Here is a 25671-nt window from a genome sequence, read left to right as displayed (position 1 = left end):
GCTATGTCTCGCAGCGCTCAATCCCGGCGACTGTGGCGACTGCCGCCCGCCGCGACGGTCAGTACTCGATAATGCCGGCCACAGCCCGGGCAGTGCGTCGTGCGTCCTGCAATTCGCCAGGGCGGCAACCGGTTCGGCTTGTTCGATCCTCGATCAGATGACTGTTGTGGCGATGCTGCATCGGTAGTTTCAACGGGGTTCATTCGTACTGTCTGCTCAGCTCCCGGCGTCGACGGTGGCGAAGGCCGCCCACAGCAGTGGTGAGTCCTCCACCGCGCCCCTCTCACGCCAAGCTGCCAGCCGCTTACGCTGCCAATTGACTAGGGCGGCAATGGGTTCCACTTGTTCGTGCGCCTCGTCGACTGCGCAGATGACATCTTGCAGCGGTGTCGTGCCGGTAACGCCCGCGAATCGCTCGAATGCCAGATCGGTGGGCAGCGGCCAGCGGGTGGCGGTGACGAGTTCGGCACCGCCGTGGATCATCGCGGCCACCAAGCCGAGCGCCTCGGTGAAGCGCAGATCGCCGCCGCTTTCGCAGGCGATGAGCGCGACTCGGCTCGGAATCGGCCAGAGTTGCGGTCCGGCAACGGGTTCGGTCTCCAGCGTATGGGTGCCCAGCAGCAGATCCTTGGCCGACAGCGGGCGATGCGTGCGCTGCGGCCGGGCGAAACCGGTGGTGTCGGTGGTGCAGGCGAGGTGGAGTTCGGCGTTCTCGCTCAGACCGGATTCCGGGCGTTCGGCGGTGACGTGGCCGACGTAGACCAGCCGGGCGGCCCCGTCCCGCAGGAGGGCGCTCAGGCGGGACCGGTCGAGATCGGTGCGCCGGAAGGCGTGCAGCGGGTCGTCGACTATCGGCCGAAGACGCTGCTGTGCAACGTATTCGGAAACCGTCTGCGTGAGCGGCGAGCCGGAGCTCATCCGTCCGAGCACCGAACCGAGTTCGGATTCCGCCCGGAATCCCGGCACACGCGGATCGAGCACCGCGACCACCGGCAGCTCGCGGTCGACCACCCAGTTGCGCGCGGTGCGGCCGGGAGCGTGGACGGTACTCGCCGGTGCGAGCAGGCTGAGATCCGCGATATCGATCAGCCGCAGGTTCGGATCGGGGGCGATGATTTCCCACGGCACCTGCGCGACTCGCGGCGACGGCTGCAACCGGATATGCGGACGGACACCGCGCACGAGCAGGTCGTGCAGCTGGACCGCGAGGGCCTGGGGGAGCAGTGCGCGGCTGAGTGCCTGCGCCAGTGCGTATTCAGAATCGCGCGCGGCGAAAGCATCTGTGGTGAGCGCCTTTTCGAGACCACCCGAGCGAGAGGGATCGGGCAGTGCCGCCGCGAGCCGCCGCACCACGGCGTCGATGTCGGCGCCGGGCAGCGCGGCCACGCCCGGACTCGCGGTATCCCCGAGCCAGCGCCACGACATGTACAGATCGCCCGCGTCGGCCATACGCACGATCACCGTCGGTTGTCCGCCGGGTGTCTCCTCGCTCATAACGCCAGCACCCGATCCTCCCGGACCCTCCGGCCGTAGCGTTGTTCGGCGGCGGTGATATAGGTGTCCAAGGCGATATGGCCATCCGGAGACACCGACAGCCGTGGCGGTGGGGAGACAGGCAGCCCGGCCGCAGCGGCGACCTGGGCCAGCGCCGAGCCGAGTTGCAGGGAACCGGCGTCGGGTCCATCGAACGCGTCGTCGGGCGTCGGTATCGGGTCGAACGGAAGCCTCGGCGGTCCGCTTTCGGTTACCGCGCCGGTGTCGAAAGATGTTCCAGCACACACGGTCTCGATCAGATCGGCAATCAGCTCGCCGTTACCGCACAGGTGAGCGAAGCGGAACGCCAGCCGCACGGCTGGTGCGGCGATCTCACGGTTCCACTGTTCACGCTGGGTCCCGTTGGCGAAGCTGTAGCGCACCGCGTCGATGGCGAGGGCGGAGGTGACGGCCAAGTCCCGAGCGAGGGCGAGTACCTCCGCGGGCGGCGGCGTGACCATGTCGGCGATGACCGACTCCCACAGCGCGGCATGCCAATAGTCGACCCGCGCGCACTGCAGACCGAGCCCGCGCACCGCATAGATCTCGTAGGCGGCCGCCAGTTGTGCCTGCCCCTCCCCGACCCGGCCGTGTGCGAAATCCAGTGTCGCCAAACGAATTCGAACTCCGGCGGATTCGAGCGCCGCACCGGATTGCTCGAACGATGTCAGCGCGCGGCGATACAGTTGTTCGACGTGGTCGAGGTCGCCGTGTCGTTCGCCGAGATATGCCATCAGCTGTAGTCCCAGCCCGGCGCGGTAGCCGAGACCGGCCTGTTCGAAATACTGTTGGCTGGCAACGAGATACCGGTCGGCGTCGTCGGGACGGCCCAGGCGGGCATACATCATCGCGAGCGTCTGCCGGGTTTCGGCCGTGCCGTTCCCGTCGCCGGCTGCCTCGAATGCGCTCAGGGCCTGATGGGCGAAGTCGACCCCGAGTTCAGCGCGCCCCGACTCGAAGTGCGCGGCCGCGAGATTGGCGAGCGGGTGGCCGCGCAACGGCGGCGCGAATCGCTCGGTGAACTCCAGTGATTCGGTGGCCAGCTCGATGGCCCGCGCCCACTGGCTGCGATGCATCGCGACGGCGGTCAGCGAGATCAGGCACGAGACCCGCAACGTCGACAACTCGCTGTGGCCGGTGAGAAGATCGCGTGCCTGCTCCAGCGCCGTCTGCGCGGCGTCGAGATCGCCCACGTGCTGCAGTGCCTGCGAATAGTTGACGAGGGTGGATGCGCGCTTTTCCGTCGCGTCGTCGGGGATTTCGGTGAGCACGGCGCGGAATCCGGTGATGGCGCCGGCGTGGTCGCCGAGTTCGTCGCGCATACTCGCCGCATTGACCAGGGCGCTGACCCGCACGCCGCCGGTGGTGCTGTGCGCGGCGTGCTCGAATATCCGCAGTGCCTCGGTGACGTCGCCGCGCGCGTGGGCCGCGGCGCCCTCGTGGAGCAGTTCGAGGCCGGGAGGAACAGCGTCGGCCATCAGAAGTCCGTATCCGATGCGGCGGCGGCGCGCTCGGCCTCGAGTAACGGCATGGACGGCTGGGCCGACCGCAATCGGTCGATCACGAATTCCCTGATCCGCTGCCGTTGCCCCGGCCCGTAAATGGCCTCCGATGCCGATGTCCCGTCGGGGACAGGCCCGACCCCGGGCACGTAGATATCGACGCGCACAACACCTTCGGCGTCGATCAGCGCTCCGCCGAACCAGGTATCGCCGTCGAGCTGCAGCGGGAAATCCGTTGGCACGGGGTCGGTCACGACGCGAGCGTGAGGCCACAGATGCCCAGGCAGACCGGCATCGAGGTGCGGAGCCGCCGCCGCACGCACCTCGACCGAGGTGCTGCCGGATTCTCTGGTGAGCCGCCACGAGACGGCGAACTCCGAGGCATCCACCACGCCTGGCGGGCACCGGCGCCAATCCCAGCCCGACGTGCCCGTGGCCAGCACCAATCCGGTGCGCCCGGCGTCGGCGGCACCGGCCGCCAAGGCATAGTCCTGCCGACGCGGGGCAACCGCCTCGGAAGGTGACACCGGCCCCGGCTGTGCGTCGGACCCGTCGACGATCAGATCGCAGGCTTCGGTGAGAGCCGCGATGTCCCGGCCGAGCACATCGGGATCGAGCGCGGGAATGCCGTCGATGGTGGATGCGGGCCACCACTGCGCGGCCCACTGCGCATAGCCGAGTTGCCGTGCGGTGTAGGCCAATTCGGGACGCGCCGGTGTCGCCGGTGTCGCGGCCGACTCGCCGGAACGGCCGTCGGCGACAGCGAGCGCCACCGGTTCGCCGTACACGGCCCAGAGCCAGTCCTGTGCGGCGTCCGGATCGTGCAGCACCGCCGCCGGAACGGTGTGCCCGGACAGCAAACTCCACGACAGATGACCGCCGATCACCTCGAGAACCAGCGTGTCGAGTCCGGGCGTCGCGTCGTGGACGGTGGGTGCACCGGCGGGGGAGACGATGACGACCTCGTCGTCACGGTGCAGGAGTACGGCCTCGGGCATCATCCGGCCCTCGATTCCAGCGAATCAACGATGGTCGCAAAGGAATTGGCGGTCAGCGCCTTCCGCACCCGCGTTCGGTGATCGAGGATGACCGAACGTGCGACCCCGTCGAGCAGATCCCACAGCTCGGAGGTTTGCGGCCCGGTCGGCGATAGGGACGCGCCGCGGACATCGCGGCCGTGCAGGCGAACCCACAGCCGCCGCAGATACGAACGCCAGGGACGGCGAAGCTCGGCCGCGATCACAGCGAGCGGATCGGACGACTGCCCGGTGTCGTGCACAGCGAGGCGGCGTGCCTGCAGTACATAGGCCTCGCGCCGCCACCTCCCGTTGATCGCCCGATGGGCGGCGGTGGCGCGGTGTGGAACGGAACTGCCCTGGCGTGCAGAACTTCTCATCTCACGAACACAGTCGCCGTGGCTCGAGGTTGCCGGTTCACTCGCGGGCGACCGATCGGATCCGGTGACAGGTGCGAGACCCCGTGCCAGTTGCACGCCCGCTGCCGCTGTCACCCGAAGTGATTCGTCGAGCAGCGCCCACGGTGCGCAACTCCGGGCGATCTCCTCGGTCACCAGTTCCGGGATCGTGGGCAGGTCCGAGCGCTCGGTGGAGGCCTGCAACACCGTGAAAACACGTTCGTAGATGGTGCGGTCGAACGGCAGTGCCAGTGTCGCGGTCGATGCCCCGGTACCGAGCGCGGGGGCCACCGGCAGGCGGTGCGCGGTGAGGCCCAGTTCCTGTGCCGAGTCACCGGAAGCGCTGTGCCACAGCGTAATTCCTGAATGGGTCCCCGCTCGCTCCGTGATCAAGGTGCGCAGTTCGCGGGCGGCGTCATCGGCTCGGGCGGTGGCGCACGAATCGAGTAGTGCGGCGAGGGCGGTGGTGTGGTCGGCGACCGCGGGCGCGGATTGCGGTCGCCGGAGCCACGCGGTATCGATCAGCGCCGCGAGTTCGCTGGTCGTGGAGCGATCGGTGAGATGGTTCTTCAACGCCTGCGTGGTGCGCCCGGCCGCCAGGTGATGGATGTCGTGCAATGCGGCTGTGGCAGTGGGCCTGTCACGCACCGGATCCGGCGCCCCCGACACGGTCGCGAGTTCGAAACAGCGTTGGAAATACAGGTCCTGCGGGTTGCCATCGGTGATGCGCAATGCCCGCCGCACCTGTTTGAGCAGGCTGAACCAGCCCGCGGTCGCGCGCAGGACGTCGGCGGCGGCATGGACGCGGGCCGCGAGCAGGGTGGCACCGTCCGCGGTGAGCGTCGGTCCGGCGCAGGCGGGGTACTGGACAGGGCGGATCACCAGCGGGTCGAGGATCAGTTTCACGGTGCGGCGCAGCGGCCCGCCCTGGGCGCCGCTGAGCGCCTCGACGCCGTCGATACCGCGCCACACCTCGTCGAGCACCATGGCGCGCGGTCGTCGCATTCGGTCAGATTAACCCACCGCCGCCACCAGGGCAGAGGCCCGATTACCGCCCCGCGGCCGGGCCCGAAACCTGGGATCGGTAGGCGGCGAACCGTTCCTACCTTGTGAACAACGGCCCGCTCCCAGGGCCGGACTCACCGAGAACGAAGGAACGAACACCATGCGCACCAAGCAGATCCGGATCGCCGCCGCCACCCTCGCCGCCGCCGGCCTGACCCTGGCCCTCGGCGCCTGCGGCGACGACTCCGGGACCGCCGCCCCGGCATCGACCACCGCGGCACCGGCGACCCAGACCCCGGCGGGAGGCAAGTCCGCTGCCCTCGTGGACGGCAAGGCGCTGAGCGCGAACTTCGACACCACCTGCGCCCAGCGCGGCGGGACCCTCGCGCTGGCCTTGACCGATACCGCCAACCCCACCTACGGCCAGCTGAGCGTCAGCGCCACCCTCACCGCACAGGGTGGCACCGTGCAGGCGGTCGCCATCGGCGGCAGCAAGGGCGGCGCCTCCGGTATGCCGTATGCCGTCGGCTTCGGCAACGGCCAGCCGGGCGGCTCGGCCACCGTGTCGAAGGACGGCAAGACCTACAAGATCACCGGTGAGGGTGTCGCCGCGCCGGATATGACGAACCCGATGGCCGGCCCCGCCACCGCGAAGTTCGAGATCACCTTCGCCTGCCCCACCATCGTCAACGGCTGAGCCGGGAGGAACCATCGTGCGCACCACAGTACGGGCCGGTGCCCTCGCCTTCGCCGCCTTCGCGGTCGGCGCCTACCTCTGGCACGGCTTCACCTACCGGACGACCGGCCCCTGGGAGCCCGGTTTCGTGGCCTGGCTCAACGGTTTTCTCGCACTGCCGATCATCGCGCTCACTACGGTGGTGATGGCCTTCGCGTTCACCGGCGAGGGCGTGCTGTCGGCGCTCACCGGCCGCAACAGCGCGGAGTTCCGCAACGGCCTGCTCGGCCTCGGGACCGTCAAGTCGGCTCGCGAAACCGGCCTCACCGTCAACGATCAGCCGCAGCTGCGGATCGAGTTCAGTGTCGAGGGCGCTCACGGCGAGGTCTTCGATTCGACCGCCAAAATGATCGTGCCCCTCGCCGAACTGGCCCTGCTGCGCCCCGGCGTCGTACTGCCGGTGCGCTATCTGCCCGGGCGGACCGACAAGGTGGAGGTCGATCGATCCGGCGACAGCGCGTCGGCGCAGCAGGCGATGAACGAATCGCTGATTCGCAAGGGAGTCACCACGCGGGCCAAGATCGACATCGCCGGTCGCGGCGTGGCCGCGCAGGCGGTGGTGCAGTCGCTGTCGGTGCCCGGCGAAATCCGCAACGGCTACGCGAAGATCGACCTCGGGCTCGCGATCACCCGGCCCGACGGCAGCACCTTCAGCGCCCACGCGGAGAAGTTCCTCCCACCGGCCGGCGTCTCGAACGTGCAGGTCGGACGGATCGTCCAGGTGCACTATCTTCCGGAGAACGAGCAGGAGGTGGTCATCGCGATCCCGCTCAACGCATGAACCACACCGGTATGCCGCCCTTCGCAGAACCAGCGCTGCGAAGGGCGGCACGGTCGTGTCGGCGGCAAGCGGATCACGGTGTTCGCCAGATGGTTGCCGCAACCGTGTGCCGGGGCAAAACTTGGTGCATGACGAAAACAGTGGCCGACCCCGTTCCCAGCGAACCCCTCTCCACGGGGCGTGCGGTGCGCGCCACCGTTCCCCGCTCGTCGCTCGGCGGATTCCGTCCCGCCCCCGATCGCGATCCCATCGCGATCCTGGAGCGGCAGGCCGAGACCCGGCTTCCCGACCTGGTCCCGATTCGCTATGCCCGAATGGCCGCAGGGCAGTTCCCGTTCCTGCGCGGCGCTCCCGCGATCATGGCGGCCGACCTCGCCACGATCCCGCACACCGGGTTGACCGTGCAGTTGTGCGGTGACGCGCACCTGTCGAATTTCGGCATCTTCGCCTCAGCGGAACGGTCACTGGTCTTCGATCTCAACGATTTCGACGAAACCCTGTCCGGCCCCTTCGAATGGGACGTCAAAAGGCTGGTGGCGAGTGTGGTCGTGGCGGCCAGGGAGAAGGGCTTCACCGACGAGGAGGCCACCGCCGCGGCTCGGACCGCGGCCACGGCCTACCGGGAATGTATGCGGCGCCTGGCCGGCATGGACTCCCTCGACGTCTGGTACGAGCGGGTCGACGAGGCCACGGTGGCGAATATGGTGAGCCGACCCAAGTTTCGCGAGGGTGTGGACCGGGCCTTCGATGCGGCCCGCAAACGCACCAGCCTCGGCGCGCTGAGCAAACTCACCTACACCGACGAGCAGGGAGCGCTGCGCATCCGCCATCGGCCGCCGCTGCTGACACCGGTCGACTACGTCGACGCTCGGACCGTCGAAGAGGTGTTCACCGCCTACCGGCGGTCATTGCCGGAGGAGCGGCGGGTGCTGGCCGATCGCTACCGCATCGTCGACTACGCGCACAAGGTGGTCGGCGTGGGCAGCGTCGGCACCCGCTGCTATGTGATCCTGACCGTCGACCGTGACACCGGCGGCCCGCTGTTCCTGCAGATGAAGGAGGCCGAAAAGTCGGTCCTCGAACCATATCTCGCACCGAGCCGCTTCCAGCACCAAGGCCACCGCGTCGTGCACGGCCAGCGTCTGCTGCAGACCTCCAGCGACATCTTCCTCGGCTGGGTCTCCGGCCCGAACGACCGCAACTACTACTTCCGGCAGTTGCGCGATATGAAGGGCGGCGCCGACATCACGCAGATGTCGAAGACCGCCCTGCGCGACTACGCCGGAATCTGCGGCCACACCCTCGCGCGGGCACACGCCCGTTCCGGCGACCGCATCGCCATCGCCGACTACCTCGGCGGGGGAGAGGCCTTCGAGAAGGCCATGACGCAGTTCGCCCTGACCTACGCCGATCAAACCGCCGCTGATCATCGAGAACTGTTGCGCGCCATCGACTCCGGACGAGTGCAGGCAGCGACCGATGCGTACTGATCGTCCACCGCGCCCGGGTTGGTGAGTAGCCCCACCAACCCGGGCTGCCCCTAGTTCATGGTGCCTTGCATGGGGATGTAGATCTCGGCGGCTTCGACGAAACCGGAGCCGGTGAGTTCGGCCAGGGCGAGGGCTTCATCGATTTTTCGGAGTGCGCCCTGCACGTAGGGCCGGTCGTCCCACTGGTCGCCGACCGCCGTGAGCGGTTCGATATTGCGCGCGAGCCACCGGCGCAGGGCGCGGACATCGTCCGGAGCGGTGTATCCGCCGATGGTGTAGTTCCCGCCGATCATCGACTCGGATTCCCAACGCAGCGTGGGCAATTCGGTGGGTAGACAGCCGAGCAACGGCGCATTGTCGTCGATCGGGGGATAGGCGTCGACGGCGGCTCGTCCCGCCAGTTCGGTGGGCCACACCTTGCCCCGCTCGATCCAGCCGGGAAGCAGGGCGGCGAGGAATTCGACCAGCGCGAAGTGCACATTGCCGGTCAGTGCGTCGGCGGCGGGGATCTCGTCGCCGTCGGCGTTGGGGATGGTCGAGCGGCCCTCGCGGACGGCCAGTGCGGCGGCGCGGAGCAGATCGAGTTTCCAGCGGAAGCCCTCCGCGAGGTGCGCGTCGGCGGGCAGCGTGCCGTTCATATCGGGTTCGACGTGTTTCACCAGGCCGGGGTCGAGGAGCGCGATCTGTTCGCGGGCCAGATCGTCGACCTCGTCGACGGACGAATTACAGTAGCGCACAACGGTTTCGGCAACCGTTGCCGGATCCTGTGCCGTGACGAAGAACGGCCGCCCCCAGATGTAGAGAAACGTATCGAAATCGCGGTCGCCTGCGACCTTGCTGGTGCCCAGCCCCCAGGCATTCGCCCGGAACCGCACCTTCGCCTGCCGTACCGCATCGGCCACCAGATCATCGATCTCCACATCCTGCCCGGCGAGGTACGGGGTGATCCGTTCCTCCACCACGCGCATGTCGATCGGATGAAAGCTGATGTCGTATCCCATATTTCCGCCCCGTGTAGTCGTGCTGGTACGCGCCGACTGTAGCGACCCGCACCGACACTCTTCGGCCCGCGCGCTCCGAGGGATACCGCCTACTCGCTCGTAACCGCCGCGGCGGCCTAGGGTGCTCGGGACAACGGTGTCGGCGAAGAAACAACGCTCTCGGAAAGGGACCTTTCGCTGTGCCGAATACACTGACCGCCGATCTGCCCGCCCCGGCCGTCGCGGGGCCGCGGGCGGAGGTGATCCACCGCTTCCTGGTCAAACCGGCCGACGCCGGCATCGTCGGCACCGTGGACGGCGGCAAGCTACTGGAATGGATCGACAAGGTCGCCTACGCCGGCGCCGCGCAGTGGAGCGGCCACTACTGCGTCACCGCCTACGTCGGCAATATCCACCTCGACCGCCCCATCGAGGTCGGCGAACTGGTCGAACTGCACGCCAACCTGGTCCACACCGGCCGCACCAGCATGCACATCCTGGTCACCGTCTACTCGACCGACCCGACCCGCGTGAAGCCGGTCCAGAGCGCCCAATGCCTGACCATCTTCGTCGCCGTCGACGGCGACCGCCGCACCGTCGAAGTGCCGCAATGGAATCCGAGCACCGCCCTGGAATTGCGGCGGCACCGCCAGGCGAAGGTCAGAATCGCCGTCCGCAAGGAAATCGAAGCCGCGATGGCCGCCCAGCGCTACACCGCGGAGGGGACAGCGCCCAGTGCGACTTTGCGCTTCCTCGCCGCTCCCTCCGACATCAACTGGGGCGGCAAGGTCCACGGCGGCCGCACCATGCAGTGGATCGACGAAGCGGCCTACGTCTGCGGCGCGAAGTGGGCCGGCCAGCACGTCCTGACCTCGTACTTCGGCGGCATCCGCTTCTACCGGCCGATCGTCATCGGCCACGCCGTGGAGGCGACGGCCCGGCTGATCCACACCGGACCCCGCAGCATGCACATCAGCGTGCACGTCACCTCCACAGACCCGCATTCCGGCGAACCGGAACTGGCGGCCCACGGCCTGGCCGTGGTCGTCGCCTTGGACCCGGACGCCAAAGCGCGCTCGATCCGCCAGTGGATCCCGGCCTCCGACGAGGACATCGCTCTGGACGCCCACGCCCGTCACCTGATCGGATTACGCTCGCTGGTAGAGGATTTCACGCCCGCGGATGCTGTTCCGGAAGACGCCGAGCCGAACCACTTCCGAATCACGGCGAACCAGTCCTGAGCCGGGAACGCCGATGCGTGTTGCCGTCGCACATCGGTGAACTTTTCGTGCAAGCCTCAGCGAAAATGGCGGAAAACTCGCAATAGTTCAGGTTTGCACGATTAGTGCGGGGCCGCCGGTTCACAATGGGCGCCAGCGGAACTCGTCCCCGTCGCGGAAGGCTCCGAACGATTCCGCGAGTTCCCCGGTGGCGCTGCACATCACCTGAGTGCGGTTCTCGATGTCGAGTGCATGGCGCAGACTCGGCGCATCCACCGTCTGCCACATCGTCTCCTTGGTCATCCACACCGCGAGCGGGGAATGGGCGGCGATCTCCTCCGCCTTGGCGATCGCCCGGTCCAGCAGCTCGTCCTCGCCGATCACCTCGAGGACGAGCCCGATCCGCGCGGCCTCGTCGGCCTCGAAAACCCTTCCGGTGAGCAGCAATTCGGCCGATCGGGACGCGCCCACCAACCGCGGCAGGTGATAGCTGGTACCCATATCGCAGGCCGAGATCCCGTGCCGGATGAAGACCGCCCCGAAGCGGGCGCTAGGACTCGCATACCGGATATCGCAGGCCAGCGCGAGCGCGAACCCACCACCGACCGCGGCCCCGTTCACCGCCGCGATCACCGGCTGCCGCAGCCGATGGATCTTCTCGAACGCCGAGGCCATCAACTCCTGGCTCGCATAGATCTGCGCGACCGGCGACTGCACCGCGCCCAGCAGCGCCGCGGTCGGACTCGCATCGGTGGCCGTGAAATCCTCGGGCTTCGACTTCAGATCGGCACCGGAGGAGAACCCCGCTCCCGCACCGGTGATGACCAGCGCCCGCGCCTCCGGCTTCCCGTTCACCTCGTCGAGCACCCGGTGCAATTCGGCGACGGTCTGATTGTCCAGCGCATTGCGCCGGTGCGGCCGGTCGATGGTCAACACCACCACACCCGAGGGCCGATATTCGATACCCAGCGCGGACATGCCTGCCTCCTTCGATCAGCGCGGAACGGTGCCACCGTCGATGACGAACGTCTGCCCGGTGATGAAACTGCCTGCGTCCGAACACAACAGCAGCGCGGGCCCGACCAGCTCGTCCGGCTGACCGAGCCGCCGCAGCAACGGTGCCGCAGCCATCGCGTCCACCACTTCCCGCGGATTGTTGCGCACCATATCGGTATCCACCGCACCCGGAGCGATGGCATTCACCCGAATCCCGTCGCCGGCGAATTCGGCCGCCATCGAGCGAGTGAACGACAACAACGCCGCCTTCCCCGCCGAATACATCGCCAGCCCGCCCGAGAACCCGAACGCCCCGATCGACGCGAAGTTCAACACCGCCGCATGCTTGCTCGCCCGCAGATACGGCAACGCCGCCTGCACCAGAAACAACGGCCCCTGCACATTCACCGCGAACGACTTGTCCACCGCCGCCTTCTGCATCACCTCCAACGGCTGCGCCAGCGCATTGGCGGCGTTGTTGATCACGATGTCGACCCCGCCGAACGTCTCCACCGTCGTCGCGACCAACCCCTGCAACTGGTCGATCTCACCGAGATGAGTGGGCACCCCGATCGCCTCGGCCCCGAGGTCCCGTAGCCGCTCGGTGGCCTTCTCGCAGGCCTCCGGCTTCCGGCTTGCCACAACCACATTCGCGCCGGCGCAGGCCATCCCCTCGGCCAGCGCCAGCCCGATACCCCGGGTACCGCCGGTGACGATCGCGGTGCGCCCGCTGAGGTCGAAGAGTTTCTGGAATGAGCTGCGGTCCACTGAGCCGGCCTCTCTGCTGGGTGTCGCTCTGCCGAGCAGAACTGACGACGGTCGCAGTCAGTTCTATCAGGCGAGCCGCGCCGCGTGGTCCGAACGACGAAGGCTCGCCGCACGACCATGTGCTGACCGTGTGCGGCCCTGCGAGGGTCGCACGGCTTCACCACTAGCCGAGACGGAGTTGTCGGTGGGTTCGGCAATACTGCTCATGGGGTTGAGGCGGGAGGATTCGACATGGATTTCGTGATTTCGCTCGTGCTCTCGGCGATAGCATCGAGCAGCTCGAAAGATGTTGTGGCACAACAGGCCACGGACGCGTACGGTGATCTGAAGCGGCTGATCGCCGAGAGATACCCGGACGTCGATGTTTCGGTGCTGGAGCGGAAGCCGGATTCCGAAGCCAAGAAGGCGTCGCTGGCCGAAGATCTCGACGACGCCGGTGCGGCCGGCGATCGTGCGTTGGCGTCAGCGGCCGTGAGCGCTCTGTGCGCGGTGCATCGGCCGGAGGCGGCGCCCACGAAACTTCCGACCACAGCGCTCGCGGAGGAGGAGCCGACCCGACCCGATCCGCCTCCGCCGCTGCTCTGTTCGGCGGTGCCGTCGCGGCTGAAGACGCAGGGCGTATTCAGGAGGCTGAAGCCCTGTACCGCCGCGCCGCCGACAACGAACACACTGGCGCGATGAACAACCTCGGGCTGCTTCTGGAAGATGCGGGTCGGTCGTCCGAAGCCGAGGAGTGGTTTCGCCGGGCCGCCGACCTCGGGAACGCCAATGCCATGTCGAACCTGGGGGCGAGGTCGCGTGATGCTGGACAGGTGGCGGATGCCGAGAGGTGGTTTCGCCGCGCCGCCGACCTTGGCCACGCGAGGGCAATGAACAACCTTGCCGTACTTCTCGAGACGACGGAACGCTCGGAATGTGCCGACGAGTGGTTCCGCAAGGCAGCCGACGCCGGGCACACCGGTGCGATGAATGCTCTGGGAGTTCGCTTGGAGGCGCGGGGACAGGTCGAGGAAGGCGAGGCCTGGTACCGCCGAGCCGCCGACACCGGCGAGCCCAACGCGATGTTCAACCTGGGGTTGCTCCTGGAGGACGCCGGCAAGGTCGAGCCCGCCGAGCTGTGGATCCGGCGCGCTGCCGACGCCGGCCATGCCACTGCCATGTTCAACCTGGGCGTGCTCGCGGATGACTCGGGCCGGACGCACGAGGCAGAAGCCTGGTGGCGCATGGCCGCCGACGCCGGGCACCCCAAGGCGATGTTCAACCTGGCGATCACGTTGGAGGAGGCGGGCAGGTCGGAGGACGCCGAAACCTGGTATCAGCGGGCCGGCGAAGCCGGACATCCCAAGGCGATGTTCAACCTGGCCTGCACATTGCAGCAGGCGGGTAGGCAACGAGAGGCCGAGACCTGGTATCGAAAGGCCGCTGATGCCGGGGACATGACCGCGATGTTCAACCTGGGCTCGTTACTCGAAACCTTCGGCGAAGTGGGGGAGGCAGAGTCGTGGTACCGCAAAGCCGCTGAGGCGGGCGAAGCCGTTGCGATGACCAACCTGGGTGCCCTGCTGATGGAGTCGGGCCGGCCCGAGGAGGCTGAGTGGTGGTACCGCAAAGCCGCCGAGGCGGGACGCCCCGTCGCTATGTGCAGCTTGGCGGTAGCGATGGAGAAGACCGGCCGTATGGCGGAAGCCGAAACGTGGTACCGCCGCGCCGCCGACTCAGGTCATCCCGGAGCGATGTTTCTCCTCGGCGGCATCCTCGAGCATCGAGGACAAACCGACGAGGCCGAAACATGGTGGCGCAGAGCCGCCGACGCCGGCCACCCCGGCGCGATGTCCGGCCTGGCCTACCTACTCGCGTTGGCCGGTCGTGTCGACGCGGCCGAAACCTGGAGGCGCAGAGCAGCCGCCGCGGGCGACCTCGGCCCTACGCTCGTCCGTTGACGAGCCGCGTTCCGATCGGCCTCCCCTGATCAGAACAGCAGTCCGGAGCGGCCGCCGGCTGGTCTACGGTGGATACCGGCCATTCCACTCGTCACCCGGGAGGTGTCTTGCGCTCCACCCGCACACTGCCGATCCTGCTCGTCCTCGTCGCCGCGGCGCTCCTGCTGCCCACACGCGCAAGCGCCGACGCCGCCATCGACGACACCACCTCCCACCGCATCGATGAACTGGTCGCACTGCGCGCGGGCGCCGCCGGAGCGAGCAAAGGCGAACTACTCGACCTGCTGTCCCAGCAATTCCTGGGCACCCCCTACGCCGCGAACACCCTCATCGGCTCGGCAACCCAACCCGAACAACTCGTCGCCGACTTCCGTCAGGTGGACTGCTTCACCTTCCTCGACTACGTAGAAGCCCTGAGCCGAACCACCGACCGAAACCGCTTCGAAGCCAACCTGATCGACACCCGCTACGCCGCCGCCCAAGTCGACTACACCCACCGCAAACACTTCTTCACCGACTGGGCACAAGTCGCCGACACCGCCGCCACAGACATCACCGCCAGTTTGTCACCCGCCGCAATCACCGTCCCCAAACACCTCAACGCAAAGGACGACGGCAGCGTCTACCTCCCCGGCATCCCAGTGGTCGACCGCGACATCACCTACCTCCCCACTTCCGCGATAGACCAAGGTGTCGTCAACGGCCTACGAACCGGCGACTACATCGGCGCTTACGCCGACCAGCCCGGCCTGGACGTCACCCACGTCGGAATCCTCATCAGCACACCGAGCGGCCCCGTTTTCCGAAACGCGTCCTCCCTTGCGGCCAACAACAAGGTGGTGGACACCCCGCTGGGCGAATACCTGCAATCTGTTCCGGGCATCGTGGTGCTGCGCCCCCGGTCGGCGTAGCCCCGCGCCGCGGAGCTGGTGGGTAGTCAATCCCACCGATTGAAGGTGACTTCCCGAGGGTATGTGGGTTCAATACCGGACCTGCTCGAGTTCAGCCGTCGCCAACTCCGAAAGATCGAAGTCTGCCAGCGGCCGACTCAGATCATGTTGTGACAGCACTCCGAACTGGCAAAGGGAGTTGAGCGCCTTGGCAATGAGCTGATCGTCGGCAAAGGTGGGCACCAGTTCGTCCGTACCCATCGGTTCGGCGATCGCAACCAGCGCTGCATACATATTGCACACTACGGTTCGTCCTCTATCCGAGTGTGCGATGGTGCAATGAAAAAAGTTGCCGGACAGGCTATTCGGCGGCGAAGGGGAGACGGCCGCTCCGGTGGTTCGTGCCACTGCGTGGCAAGCGGCGCGGAACTCTCGCTCATCCACTCGACCCAGCGGTGGTTCTCCGACCTGCCAGAAACCGGTGACTCCACGAGGTAGGCGCATCAGCACAGGTCTTCCGCGATGCTATGCAGCCCGGAAGGCTGCAAAGCGCTCGGCGAGACGTTCTTTCGATGGTCTTTCGTCTCTGTGCGTCGGAACTGTTAACGGCCGTTGGTGCATCTCCTGCAGCCCGTGCTTCAACATGGGGCCATCGGTTTCATCCATCAAGTCACTGTTGATGTGCACGAGGTAATCAGGCGATATGCCGAGGTAGTTGACGTCGTACGCTGCATGGTGGATCTTGCACAGAGTAAGTCCATTATCGACGGTGGCCGTCCCGTTGGGGTCGCCATCAGCAGTGATGTGAGCAGCATCGAGTAGCTTGATCTTCTTGAGACTGCAAACAGCACATTGGTTCTCGTACGCCGTCAGTACTCGGCTGCGGAACTCGGGCTGGTGAAGCCGCTGCTTGGTTACTCTGTTTACATAACGGCGCTCGTCCGGCTTCAGATCGAAGGGGTCATCGAACCGGCGAATTTCTTCGTCGATCGCGATCAAGAATCTTCTATTCGGCCTGTCATCAGCAATGACGTATACAGGGAAAACGGGCATGTACACGCTCGGGCGGATCTTGCGGAAGAGGATGAGCGGCAAGCCGAGATCGAGCGCCCGACGTAGCTTCGTGTTGTCGCCCTCCACTGCGTCTTGTTGATAGTCGTACGAGAGCAGGGAGTCACTGATCTCCTGGTCGGCATACCGGCCAGTGGGGTCGGACACGATAGCAAGAGTCGCTAGGAGGTCTTTAGGGTTCCAAATGCCCTTTGCAACGTCGATCAGTCGCCGATGGTGGTTGCCAACCCAGAAGGAGTTCAACTCTTGGCGGGTGAAGGCCCGATCCCCCTTAGCCTCGATGGCTTTGTTGAGGTGATCGAACACCATCTGGCGAAGGTGCCTTTCGACGTCGCTTGTCATGTGTGAAGTGTGCCATGTTCGGTTCGGTGGTGTTGATCGTCGTCGGTCACGAGTCTGCGCCAGAGCTGTTTGGGCACATCGAATCTCGACTATGAGCGGGGTGGCCGTCACATGTCGGCTCGCCCTTGGTTCCGTTCGTAGATGAGCACGTCAAACCGAGGTGCCGAAGGCCAGTCGGGTCGAAGGGAACCCGCCTTCTTCCAACCCCATCGCAGGTACGTCTCATAGGCTCGGGCGTTGTCGGGGCGTACGAGCAAAGTCGCGCGGCTCTCGGTTCGGTTGTGGAGAAGTTCGTCATGCAGCGCGCGGGCAATCCCCTTGCCCGTGAACTCCTTACGCACCATCAGCTCACTCAACGCGAACGTACGGCTACCGGTTTCTCTGGTGAAAGCCTCCGCATCGCCCTCGTCCAGTTGCAAACCCGACCACCACCTGCTTTCGCCTCCCAGAGGCCATCCCCACGCCTGGCCCACGGGCTCGTCGGCTGAACGCGCCATTACGAGTTCGAAGCCCGTTCGGCCCGGGTCGGTGTAAGTGTCGAAGCGGTGCATGAATGCTTCGGGCGCTTCGAAATCTTCGCCGGATTCGATGGCGTCGGTGTACGAGTCTCGGAAGATCTGCTCGACTTGGTATCGGACTGTTCGTGCTTCGGCGGCCGTGTAGTGCTGGAAAGTTAGCCCGTCGATCGAGGGTGGGTCGCTCATGAGACACCTGTCGCTTGTCGCTGGAGGTTGTCGTAGCGGCGGGCGAATTGGTCATCCGGGATGTTGTCCGCGATCGCACGGACGGGGGCCAGCAGTCGGAGGGTGCGTGTGGAGGATACGGCGCTCTCCAATTCGGCCAGGACGGAAAGAGCTTCAGCCACAGCGCTGTTGATGTCACCTGTTTTGCCGAGTGTTGCGGCCAGGCCCGCGCGGTAGTTGGCACGGTTGCGGGTTCCGGCCTCGTTCGTGTCGTCGTCGGCGACCAGTAGTGCCAGTGCCTTCCCGGGCTGGCCGAGGTCGCCCAGTCCGCGGGCTTCTTGTGAGCGAATCTCGCTCGCGTTCACGAATCGCAGCCATCGCGGGCATTCGGAAAGAGGTTCGTAGGATATGGCGGCGTCCAGTTCGCGCCACGCTGTCGCGACTGCGCGGTCGAACGCCATCCTGTCGCGCAGGATTGCGTGGGCGAGTGCTTCTCGAATTGCGATCAAGGCGTGAATTCGGCCGGGTGGTCGGCCATGAGTGAGTTGGCCTGCGCGCTCTAGATGTCCGAGGGCGCGGTGCGGGTTGCTTTCCCCGGTTCGGCTGAGGGCGAGCGATTGATGTGCGGCGTTCAGGCATACGTGGATTGTCAGGTCGTCGTCACCGGCTTGATTGGCCAGTGCGAAGGCGTCGGCGTAGCACTGTCGGGCGAGCGGGTGGATGTCGGCGTCGTATGCCATCCAACCGGTGATCGTGGCCAATTCGCCGGCGGCGCTCATGAACAGGGATGCGGCTCGATCGGAAAAGGCGCCGGTTTCCAGCAGTTGCTTCGCGATCGCGAGATCTCGGAGCCCGGTCATCACAAGTCCGGCACCGCCGATAGCTTGCTCGCGCCGAGCGAGTTCAGTTACGCGTTCGGCCAACTGGCGAGCGTCGCTTACTCCGACTGTGCGGGAAATGCGTGGGGTGTCGGCAGCTGCCGTAAGGGCGGCGGCACCCATGAACATTCCGAACTCGCGCCGCTTCACCTCGTCCTCGATTCCGTAGGTGTTCAGCTCATCGTGCTCACCCAGGTTATCGGTTGTTCGGGGCGGAGTCCTCGGGTCGCGAGCAACGGGACGCGCAACCTTATCGGTAGCAACAGAAGCGAACCGGTCACGCTGTTCGTCGGTCAGTCGGGATAGCTCCACATCCAAGGCCGCGGCCGAATCGCCGCGCACCGGGCGCTCATGAGTTGCTCTCTCCCACTTGCGGATGGTCGGAGGTTGAAAACCGAGCCGTTCAGCGAACTGCTCCTGCGTAAGTCGAAGTGCGACCGTGCGAAGTGCACGTACCTCCGCGCCGGTCCATGTGCTGACGATCATCCTTGCCCCCGATCGACACCCTCAACGGCCAGTAGCGGAAGCGTATTACCTCGGTGCGGTTCCATGCCTTCGATTTGCGTCGTTTCTCCGTGAAGCTCGAATCGGCCCCGCCGCCGGGTCGATGTCCGGATATCTGTGACGCCATCCACGACCGGCGGTGATCCTCGGCGGCGGGTGCTTACCAACGAAAACCGAAGGAGCTGAATGTATCTCATCGTGTCGACCGGGAGGTTGGTATGACGCTGCCTACCGCTTATGTTTCCTCGGCTGAGCTGCCGAAGGGGCCGCCTCGGGCGCTGGGTTATATCGACCGGACCTTGCCGGGGTGGCCGGCGAATGAGCAGCGGGTGCTCGCGCATGCGGTGAAGTTGGGGTACTCGTTGGTGCGAATCGTGTTTCGGACGGCGGGGGATATCGATGATCCGATCATGCGGCTGCTCGATCGGATCGGTGGGTACAACGTTGCGGCGGTTGTGGTTCCGAGTGTGGAGCATCTCGGTGAGCGGCTTCGAATCGTCTGCGCGGCATGCGATGTGGAGGCGGTTGAGCCGGAGGTTACCTACGCGCGGGCGCGGCCGACGATTTCTTCGGAGTCGGCCTCGGCTTCGCGTGATTCGCTGCCCGAGGTGGGCGATTGAGATGTCGGGGTTGATCGCTTCGGTGGTGACGGTTGTCGGTGTGGCGGCGTTGGCGGTTGCCGGGGTTTCCTGTGCTTGGCCGGATGTCGGGGGCGATCGGAAGTTCGGTGAAGGCGCTTGTCCCACTGTGAAAGCCGTTGTGCGTCCTGACATCCTGTGGTTCTCGTTGACCCACGCTGCTCGGTCGCCGGTGCCGACGGTGGGGGAGGCGCACGAGGATATGCAGCTGCACTTGGAATGTGATCCCGCCCTGTGCGCTGCGAAGGCAGTGGCGATGAGGACTCTGGTGGCCGCCGGGCGGGTGCGGCCGGACCGATCCCGGCGGCTGTGAGCGTCAGCGCCCTGATTCGCGCACGGCGGACTGCCCGGCCGGTGGTCGGGTGTCAGGCCGCGCTGGTGTCGGGTGGTCGCGAGCGCGAGTGCAACCAACGCTGGTGTTGCTCGCGTTCACGTTGTCGGCGTTCGTGTTCGTCGCGCAGGTGGATGCGAGTGAGTATCGCGGCCAGGAGTTCGTCGGGGTGGTGGGGTGGTGAAACACGGCCGGACCTGAACCATAGTGCTCGGTAATGCCGAGCACGGTGACACCGCAGCCGTGGAAGTGAACGTTCAGCGTGTAATTGGTTATTGCATCATCTGGATGTGTGGGTGCTCATGTGACACCGGGCAGATCCGGATGATCTGGTCGTTGACGTCGGAGACGCAGATCTGGGTCGGCGTGCTCGGCCCGCCCTTGGCGGCTTGGTCCTCGTACGGAATCCAGTGGTGGATGTCGGATCGCCACTCGCGGCTGGCGATCGTCAGTAGCGGCTCGGTCGGGGTGCCGCAGGTGGGGCAAGGATTCGGATAGGGATCTTGCATGCCCCATCTGACAAAGCCGCCGATCTTCCATCCGGGTGCGATACACAAGAAGTTGTAAGGGTGATCGTCGCCTTCGAGACCGCCGAACTCGACGCCGGGAATCTGGGCCATGGTCCACTGGTCCACTCGTTGCCGAAGCTCCCCCTCGAGCTCCCCTGAGTTCGGGTATTCGATCACTTGTTCCGGATGGATCATGCACGGTTCGGGCACCAGGTCTTCCTCGTACTCCGCGGGTTCCGGAGGATCCCTCAGAACGTCGGTGATCGCCGCTGCCGACCGCCAGAACAGTGCGGTCTTGGGCATACCATCGTCGTCGTGCTCGAAGGGGCACCACAACACTTGCAGCAGGTCCGCCCCCTCGGGCGGAGACAAACCGGGCACGTCACGGACGTACAACTGCGCGACCGGCACCATCGCAATCGAACCGTCGGACTCCGGTTCCGAATCGTGGTCCTCAGCGCGGCAGTACGGCCATGGCTCGTTCGCCGGCCACAACGGTGGCCCCCCGATCGAACTGTCATGCGCCGATGGTGTTCCCGGACGGGGGTGCAACCGAGTCGCGGTGCGGGCCAGTGGCGCCAGCTCAGGAAAGACGGCCACGAGATCGACCGGACGTGGCGGCGTAGTGCGAGTCATACAACAACCTCTGGAGGAACGCGGAGACGTTCGATTTCGATGATGGATGGGACCGGCGCGGTCTCGTCCCGAAGCTAGAGGTCCGGGCCTCGATCAACTTCCCATCATTGGGTATCCGCCAGTGCATGGCCTCGGGGGCATGACATCTCGACATGAACTGACATGCCGCTTACAGATCGGGGTCAGCCTGCGAAACCGATTCTGAACGGGTGACCGAAAGAGATTGTGGCGCAGTGCAATTCGCCAAGTCGAGGCGGACAAGCTTGAGTGCCCGGCGAGTATCGAGCGTACTGCGGCGCACGTGGCGAGCCGCTCGGCGAACCCGAGGCCGGTCCTCAAGCGAGTTGCATCATCAGCACCACCCCCAGGACGAACATCGTCGCCGCCACGAAGACGTCGAGCACTCGCCACGCCGCAGGCAGCGACAGGACCGGCGCGAGCAGCCGCGCCCCGTATCCCAGCCCGGCGAACCACACTCCGCTCGCGACCATCGCGCCGACACCGAAGGCCCAGCGCAGCGATCCGTGTCCGGCGGCGACCGAGCCGAGCAGCAGCACGGTGTCGAGGTAGACGTGCGGGTTGAGCCAGGTCATCGCCAGGCAGACCAGGATCGCGGTGCGGATGGACGCGGTGGCGTCGCCGGTGGTCGCGAGGGCGGTGGTGGCGGGGCGCAGTGCGCGGCGGGCGGCGGCGGCGCCGCAGGCGATCAGGAAGCAGCCGCCGGCGAGTCCGAGGACGGTCAGGGCGGCGGGATAGGCGCTGACCAGTGCGCCGAGCCAGCCGACACCGCACATGATCAGTATGGCGTCGGAGGCGATGCAGATGGCGACCACCGCCGCGACGGCTTGCCTACGTGCGCCTTGGCGCAGGACGAAGGCGTTCTGCGCGCCGAGGGCGACGATCAGGGATAGGCCGGCACCGAATCCGGCCAGGGCCGCCGAGAAGATACCGCTGTTCACGCCGCCGACGGTATGGGCGTTGACAGAATCAGTACAGCTAAAGTTCCTTAACTATCATTAGCAACCGTGATGTCCGAGCTTCCGGTTGATCAGGTCCGCACGCTGCTCGCGGTCGTGGACGAAGGCACATTCGACGCCGCCGCGGCCGCGATGCATCTGACGCCCTCGGCGGTGAGTCAACGCATCAAGGCGCTCGAACAACGCACCGGCCGCGTCCTGCTGATGCGCACGAAACCCGTCCGGCCCACCGAATCCGGCCGGGCGGTGGTGCGTTTCGCGCGGCAACTGGCCGCATTGCAGGAGGCGGCGCAACGAGAGCTGGGGATCGCCGGAGACTCCGAGTCCACCACGCTGTCCATCGCGGTCAACGCCGATTCGCTGGCGACCTGGTTTCTGCCCGCGCTGTCACGGGTGCCGCAGGATCCGCCGCTCTGTTTCGACCTGCATCGCGAGGACGAATCCCACACCGCCACCCTGCTCCGGGAGGGCACGGTGATGGCGGCGGTGACGTCGCTGGCCGAGCCGGTGACCGGATGTACCGCACGGCTGCTGGGCCTGGCGCGGTACCTGCCGGTCGCGAGTCCGGAATTCGTCGAGCGTCATTTCGCGGCCGGACCTCTGGAACAGTCGCTTCCCGACGCTCCGGTCATCGTTTTCGATCGCCGGGACGAATTGCAGGATCACTACGTTCGCACCGTCACCTCGGGCAGGGCGGGTGCGAGCCGGCTCCGCCATTACGTGCCCACCTCGGAAGGGTTCCGCGACACCATCGTCGCCGGGCTCGGGTGGGGGCTGGTGCCCGAACCGCACGCCGACCCACTGCTGCGGACGGGCGCGTTGCGGAATTTCGCGCCGGAGCAGTGGGTCGATGTGCCGCTCTACTGGCAGCAGTGGAAGTTGGACGTACCGGCCCTCGCGCTCGTCGCGCAGACGATCGGTGTTGCGGCGGCCGACTATCTCCGGTCGATGTAGACCCGTCCTGGGTGTGCCGCTGGTTTCGTCAGTCGATCAACTGTGGTGCCACCGCCCTGGAACTGCCGGGAACCGCTCTCGGCGATGCGGAGGTGAGCAGCGCGATTCCCGCCGCGAGCAACCAGATGATCGTGAGTCCGGAAACCGTTGCGGTAGTGCCCCATCCGTTCGCCGCGTAGAAGTTCGCCGGAGTGTTCCCGAAGAACATCGACGGTGCGAACGCCACATTCACCACCGCCAGGACCGCCGCCGAGCGCCCCGCCCACGCGGGCAGAATCCGCGTGGGCAGGATCGTGACGGCGGCCGTGGTCATGAACAGGGCGGTCAGGAGCCGGGTGACCGTTCCGTACAGCACATAGGTGCCGGACACGGTGACAGTGGGATCGATCGGCTCGGGCGCCTGGATCGTCGCGCCGATCTCGAGGCCCATGGAGACGAAAGCGACTGTAACCCACATCAAACCGGCGGTCGAGGCCAGTGAACCGAGCCATTCGTAGCGTCGGTCCGCGGCCTTCACCAGGTGACCGAAGGCCGACATGAACACCACCGCCCCGATGAGCCCGACGAGACCGATCAGGCCGCGGGTCAGGATGTTCCAGTCCGGGGGCGGTCCTTCGTAGACGAAGTAGAGCGGCAGTTCGACGAGCATGAGCGCGGCGCCGCAGACCGCGGCGATACCCGCGGTGCGGCGGAGGGTTTCGGTGTGCACGGATCGTCCTTCCGATCGGCGGCAATAGTAAGTATATGTCTTATACTATATCGACCATACTAAACTCCCGAAGGATGAATTGTCGACGACGGGATGCGCGCTGATGACCGATCGGGAGGTGCCCGACCATCTGGCCCGGCTGTGGCGGCTGCCGGTGGATGCCAAACTGGGCCGTCCGGCCGCACTCGATGTCGATCGGGTGGTCGCGACGGCGGTCGAGCTGGCGGACCGGGACGGTCTCGCCGCCGCCACACTGCCGAAAATTGCTGCCGCGCTGGGCGTTACGCCGATGTCGCTCTACCGTCACATCGGATCTAAGGACGAACTCCTCGGGCTGATGTCCGATGCCGGAATGGGTGCCCCACCCGAATTGCCCAGCGGTTCATGGCGTTCGATGCTGCGCGCCTGGGCACTCGCGCAACTCGATGTGCATCGAGCCCGCCCGTGGCTGACCCAGCTGCCGATCACCGGGCCGCCGAGCGGACCGAACACCGTGGCCTGGATGGACGCGGGGCTGCGCGCAGTGCGTGAAACCCCTCTGGACTGGCCGGCGAAGGTCGGGGCCATCATGGTGGTCAGCGGGTACGTCCGCGAGGCGTTCGTCACCGCCCGCCAACTCGAACACGCCATGGCGGCAGCCGATCTCGACCCCGCCGGCGCCCTGCACGACTACAGCCGTCATCTGCGTGCGCTGGTGGATCCAGAGCGGCTGCCGGATATGGCCGCACTGCTGGCCTCGGGACTGTTCGACGCCATCGAGCCCGCCGAGGCAGATCCCGACTCGGACTTCGCCTTCGGCCTGGACCTGATCCTCGACGGTGTGGCGGCGACGATCGCCGCAAACGGCCGGTGACGACAAACGGCCCGGCGCCGTGGAGGCACCGGGCCGCGAACAGCGTCGGATCAGCTGCTGCCGAACCAGCCCGGAGGAACGACCTGGCGGAAACCGTTCCAGCCGTTGCCGTGCCGGTCCCACGGGTTGCAGTCGTTGCCGTGGTGGTGACGGTCCCAGTCGCCGCGGCGGTCCCAATCGCCACGGTGGTCCCAGTCGCCGCGACGGTCCCAGTCGCCGAGGCCGCCGAACGGGCCGTGCCCGTGACCCGGGTGTGCGATGTCGGTGGCCGCCGGGGCGCTCACCACATCGGCCTGGGCCGGAATGGCAAGTGCGGCAAGCGGCGCTGCGACGATGGCGCCGGCGACGGCGATGCGCGCCGCCGTGCGCTTGGTGCGATGTTCGGTTCTGGCAATCACGGTGAATCCTTCCAATCAGTTACACCGAACGCAGTCTCTCGTAAATCGGACACCGCGTCACGGGTGGTGGCACGAGGTTCAGGGCCGAATCGGCCGCGGGGATGACGGGAACTCGGGGTTACCCCTGAGTCCTGCGATTCAGCTGCTGCCGAACCACCCCGGCGGGTAAACCGGCCTATACCAGGAGTAGTACGGCCGATACCACGGATTCCAGCCGTACAGGTAGTCCAGCGGTATCGGATCGAACGGCGTCACTCCCGGGTAGTACCAGCCGACCGAGCTCGGCTCGCTCGTCGGCGCCTGCGCCGAACTCTGCCCGGCGGTCGCGGTGACCATCCCCATCAGGATCAGTCCCGCTATCGCCGTCCTCGCCAGGATTCGGCGTACCCGGACGGATGCGGCAGTCGCGAACACGACCAGCCCCTTTCAACTCGCCTGTCCCGCAACCCTCGCCGATTTCGGCGCGAACGTCACGGCCGCGATACGCCCAGGGCTGAGAAGAGACTCAGCTCACATCCCGCGCCTCGCCGTCCGGATTCGCGGGATCGATATGCCAGCTGCGGATCCGCCGCGGATGGATGCGAATAATGGTGTGCGCGAACCAGTCCGGTGCCACCGGAGGCGTATCGACATCGAGGATCTCGCCGACGCCGCGGATCTCGACCCCGCGCCCCCAGCCGGGCTTCACCTCAGCCGGATCGTCCGGCGTCATATCGTCGACAACCAGGCTCACATTCGGATTACCTCGCACATTGCGATACCGCTGGGCACTGGGACTCGGCCCGCCGATATCGATGGTGCCGTCCTCGTTCACCCGAAACCCGACCGGCACCAACTGCGGCCGCCCGTCCGCCGTCACGGTGGCCAGCCGGCCCAGCGATTGGGAAGTCAGATATGTGTGTTCGGCCGCGGTGAAAGTCATGCCACCACGCT

General features: G+C 66.4%; 27 protein-coding genes. 10 read left to right on the top strand and 17 right to left on the bottom strand.

From position 1 onward, the window contains the following. Positions 1-216 precede the first annotated feature (216 nt). The 4 genes from RJ03_RS17840 to RJ03_RS17825 are packed head-to-tail and all read right to left on the bottom strand — an operon-like array spanning position 217 to position 5436. Positions 217-1494 carry a CHAT domain-containing protein gene (locus tag RJ03_RS17840; RefSeq protein ID WP_036503886.1) on the bottom strand — a complete coding sequence of 426 codons (1278 nt, stop codon included), beginning with the start codon at positions 1492-1494 and terminating at the stop codon, positions 217-219. Next, complete coding sequence (locus RJ03_RS17835; RefSeq protein WP_036503885.1) at positions 1491-3011, bottom strand: tetratricopeptide repeat protein; 1521 nt, start codon at positions 3009-3011, stop codon at positions 1491-1493. The genes RJ03_RS17840 and RJ03_RS17835 overlap by 4 nt, the downstream gene beginning before the upstream one ends. Then, positions 3011-4036 carry a hypothetical protein gene (locus RJ03_RS17830; RefSeq protein ID WP_036503883.1) on the bottom strand — a complete coding sequence of 342 codons (1026 nt, stop codon included), beginning with the start codon at positions 4034-4036 and terminating at the stop codon, positions 3011-3013. Before RJ03_RS17830 ends, RJ03_RS17835 begins: the two co-directional genes overlap by 1 nt. Continuing rightward, positions 4033-5436: a hypothetical protein gene (locus RJ03_RS17825; RefSeq protein WP_036503881.1), complete on the bottom strand. Its 1404-nt coding sequence runs from the start codon at positions 5434-5436 to the stop codon at positions 4033-4035. The genes RJ03_RS17830 and RJ03_RS17825 overlap by 4 nt, the downstream gene beginning before the upstream one ends. 178 nt (positions 5437-5614) lie before the next feature. Between RJ03_RS17825 and RJ03_RS17820 the strand changes: the two genes are divergently transcribed. From RJ03_RS17820 to RJ03_RS17810, 3 genes are all read left to right on the top strand, one after another. Continuing rightward, positions 5615-6151 carry a lipoprotein LpqH gene (locus RJ03_RS17820; RefSeq protein WP_036503880.1) on the top strand — a complete coding sequence of 179 codons (537 nt, stop codon included), beginning with the start codon at positions 5615-5617 and terminating at the stop codon, positions 6149-6151. 16 nt (positions 6152-6167) lie between these two features. Next, positions 6168-6971, top strand: a complete 804-nt coding sequence (locus tag RJ03_RS17815) for a hypothetical protein (protein ID WP_036503877.1) — start codon at positions 6168-6170, stop codon at positions 6969-6971. 128 nt (positions 6972-7099) lie between these two features. Further along, positions 7100-8461: a DUF2252 domain-containing protein gene (locus RJ03_RS17810; RefSeq protein ID WP_036503875.1), complete on the top strand. Its 1362-nt coding sequence runs from the start codon at positions 7100-7102 to the stop codon at positions 8459-8461. A gap of 50 nt (positions 8462-8511) precedes the next feature. Here the strand turns inward: RJ03_RS17810 and RJ03_RS17805 are convergent, their stop codons facing one another. Next, the gene (locus tag RJ03_RS17805; protein WP_036503874.1) at positions 8512-9462 is read right to left on the bottom strand and encodes a hypothetical protein; all 951 of its coding nucleotides are present in this window, start codon (positions 9460-9462) and stop codon (positions 8512-8514) included. 179 nt (positions 9463-9641) lie between these two features. On the opposite strand from RJ03_RS17805, the gene RJ03_RS17800 reads away from it, so the two are divergent. Beyond that, a complete protein-coding gene (locus RJ03_RS17800; RefSeq protein WP_063820402.1) occupies positions 9642-10682 on the top strand; it encodes an acyl-CoA thioesterase in 1041 nt (346 codons plus the stop codon). Positions 10683-10802: 120 nt separating this feature from the next. On the opposite strand, the gene RJ03_RS17795 is transcribed toward RJ03_RS17800, so the two are convergent. Together RJ03_RS17795 and RJ03_RS17790 are read right to left on the bottom strand one after the other, a co-directional pair. Continuing rightward, positions 10803-11639, bottom strand: coding sequence for an enoyl-CoA hydratase/isomerase family protein (locus tag RJ03_RS17795; RefSeq protein ID WP_036503873.1), 837 nt, complete (start codon positions 11637-11639; stop codon positions 10803-10805). A 15-nt stretch (positions 11640-11654) separates the two neighbouring features. Continuing rightward, on the bottom strand, positions 11655-12425 hold the full coding sequence (locus tag RJ03_RS17790; RefSeq protein ID WP_036503872.1) for an SDR family NAD(P)-dependent oxidoreductase: 771 nt from the start codon (positions 12423-12425) through the stop codon (positions 11655-11657). A gap of 231 nt (positions 12426-12656) precedes the next feature. Between RJ03_RS17790 and RJ03_RS38460 the strand changes: the two genes are divergently transcribed. The 3 genes from RJ03_RS38460 to RJ03_RS17775 all read left to right on the top strand — a co-directional run bounded on the left by RJ03_RS38460 (position 12657) and on the right by RJ03_RS17775 (position 15276). After that, a complete protein-coding gene (locus RJ03_RS38460) occupies positions 12657-13106 on the top strand; it encodes a Het-E N-terminal domain-containing protein (RefSeq protein WP_036503871.1) in 450 nt (149 codons plus the stop codon). Beyond that, positions 13007-14365, top strand: a complete 1359-nt coding sequence (locus RJ03_RS17780; RefSeq protein WP_245552315.1) for a tetratricopeptide repeat protein — start codon at positions 13007-13009, stop codon at positions 14363-14365. Before RJ03_RS38460 ends, RJ03_RS17780 begins: the two co-directional genes overlap by 100 nt. Positions 14366-14472: 107 nt before the next feature. Continuing rightward, positions 14473-15276, top strand: a complete 804-nt coding sequence (locus RJ03_RS17775) for a DUF1460 domain-containing protein (RefSeq protein WP_036503870.1) — start codon at positions 14473-14475, stop codon at positions 15274-15276. A gap of 69 nt (positions 15277-15345) precedes the next feature. Here RJ03_RS17775 and RJ03_RS17770 read toward each other — a convergent pair whose 3' ends face one another. From RJ03_RS17770 to RJ03_RS37220, 4 genes are all read right to left on the bottom strand, one after another. After that, complete coding sequence (locus RJ03_RS17770; RefSeq protein WP_036503869.1) at positions 15346-15549, bottom strand: hypothetical protein; 204 nt, start codon at positions 15547-15549, stop codon at positions 15346-15348. 231 nt (positions 15550-15780) lie between these two features. Then, on the bottom strand, positions 15781-16668 hold the full coding sequence (locus RJ03_RS17765; protein ID WP_036503868.1) for an HNH endonuclease: 888 nt from the start codon (positions 16666-16668) through the stop codon (positions 15781-15783). Positions 16669-16775: 107 nt separating this feature from the next. Beyond that, positions 16776-17372 (bottom strand): GNAT family N-acetyltransferase, encoded by a 597-nt coding sequence (locus tag RJ03_RS17760; protein WP_036503867.1) that lies wholly within the window; start codon positions 17370-17372, stop codon positions 16776-16778. Then, on the bottom strand, positions 17369-18715 hold the full coding sequence (locus RJ03_RS37220; protein ID WP_157163447.1) for a helix-turn-helix domain-containing protein: 1347 nt from the start codon (positions 18713-18715) through the stop codon (positions 17369-17371). Before RJ03_RS37220 ends, RJ03_RS17760 begins: the two co-directional genes overlap by 4 nt. Positions 18716-18951: 236 nt before the next feature. Between RJ03_RS37220 and RJ03_RS17745 the strand changes: the two genes are divergently transcribed. Then, positions 18952-19353, top strand: a complete 402-nt coding sequence (locus tag RJ03_RS17745; protein ID WP_036503863.1) for a hypothetical protein — start codon at positions 18952-18954, stop codon at positions 19351-19353. Between the two features lie 621 nt (positions 19354-19974). Here the strand turns inward: RJ03_RS17745 and RJ03_RS17735 are convergent. Both RJ03_RS17735 and RJ03_RS17730 read right to left on the bottom strand, forming a co-directional pair. Continuing rightward, positions 19975-20625, bottom strand: coding sequence for a hypothetical protein (locus RJ03_RS17735; protein WP_198163998.1), 651 nt, complete (start codon positions 20623-20625; stop codon positions 19975-19977). A 557-nt stretch (positions 20626-21182) separates the two neighbouring features. Beyond that, on the bottom strand, positions 21183-21806 hold the full coding sequence (locus tag RJ03_RS17730) for a LysE/ArgO family amino acid transporter (RefSeq protein WP_036503858.1): 624 nt from the start codon (positions 21804-21806) through the stop codon (positions 21183-21185). Between the two features lie 69 nt (positions 21807-21875). Here RJ03_RS17730 and RJ03_RS17725 point away from each other — a divergent pair, with 69 nt between their 5' ends. Then, positions 21876-22778 carry a LysR family transcriptional regulator ArgP gene (locus RJ03_RS17725; protein WP_036503857.1) on the top strand — a complete coding sequence of 301 codons (903 nt, stop codon included), beginning with the start codon at positions 21876-21878 and terminating at the stop codon, positions 22776-22778. A gap of 28 nt (positions 22779-22806) precedes the next feature. Here RJ03_RS17725 and RJ03_RS17720 read toward each other — a convergent pair whose 3' ends face one another. Beyond that, the gene (locus RJ03_RS17720) at positions 22807-23487 is read right to left on the bottom strand and encodes a hypothetical protein (protein ID WP_036503854.1); all 681 of its coding nucleotides are present in this window, start codon (positions 23485-23487) and stop codon (positions 22807-22809) included. 103 nt (positions 23488-23590) lie between these two features. On the opposite strand from RJ03_RS17720, the gene RJ03_RS17715 reads away from it, so the two are divergent. Continuing rightward, on the top strand, positions 23591-24340 hold the full coding sequence (locus RJ03_RS17715) for a TetR/AcrR family transcriptional regulator (protein WP_036503853.1): 750 nt from the start codon (positions 23591-23593) through the stop codon (positions 24338-24340). A 50-nt stretch (positions 24341-24390) separates the two neighbouring features. Here the strand turns inward: RJ03_RS17715 and RJ03_RS17710 are convergent, their stop codons facing one another. The 3 genes from RJ03_RS17710 to RJ03_RS17700 all read right to left on the bottom strand — a co-directional run bounded on the left by RJ03_RS17710 (position 24391) and on the right by RJ03_RS17700 (position 25660). Then, positions 24391-24738 carry a hypothetical protein gene (locus RJ03_RS17710; protein WP_157163446.1) on the bottom strand — a complete coding sequence of 116 codons (348 nt, stop codon included), beginning with the start codon at positions 24736-24738 and terminating at the stop codon, positions 24391-24393. A gap of 138 nt (positions 24739-24876) precedes the next feature. Beyond that, positions 24877-25152, bottom strand: coding sequence for a hypothetical protein (locus RJ03_RS17705; RefSeq protein WP_157122021.1), 276 nt, complete (start codon positions 25150-25152; stop codon positions 24877-24879). A gap of 91 nt (positions 25153-25243) precedes the next feature. Then, positions 25244-25660, bottom strand: coding sequence for a PPOX class F420-dependent oxidoreductase (locus RJ03_RS17700; protein WP_036503844.1), 417 nt, complete (start codon positions 25658-25660; stop codon positions 25244-25246). Between the last annotated feature and the right edge of the window lie 11 nt (positions 25661-25671).

The organism is Nocardia aobensis NBRC 100429 (assembly GCF_000308375.1).
In the GTDB taxonomy this organism is placed as follows: domain Bacteria; phylum Actinomycetota; class Actinomycetes; order Mycobacteriales; family Mycobacteriaceae; genus Nocardia; species Nocardia aobensis.
Note: the sequence above shows the minus strand (reverse complement) of the source record. Positions and strands in the feature narration are given on the sequence as shown.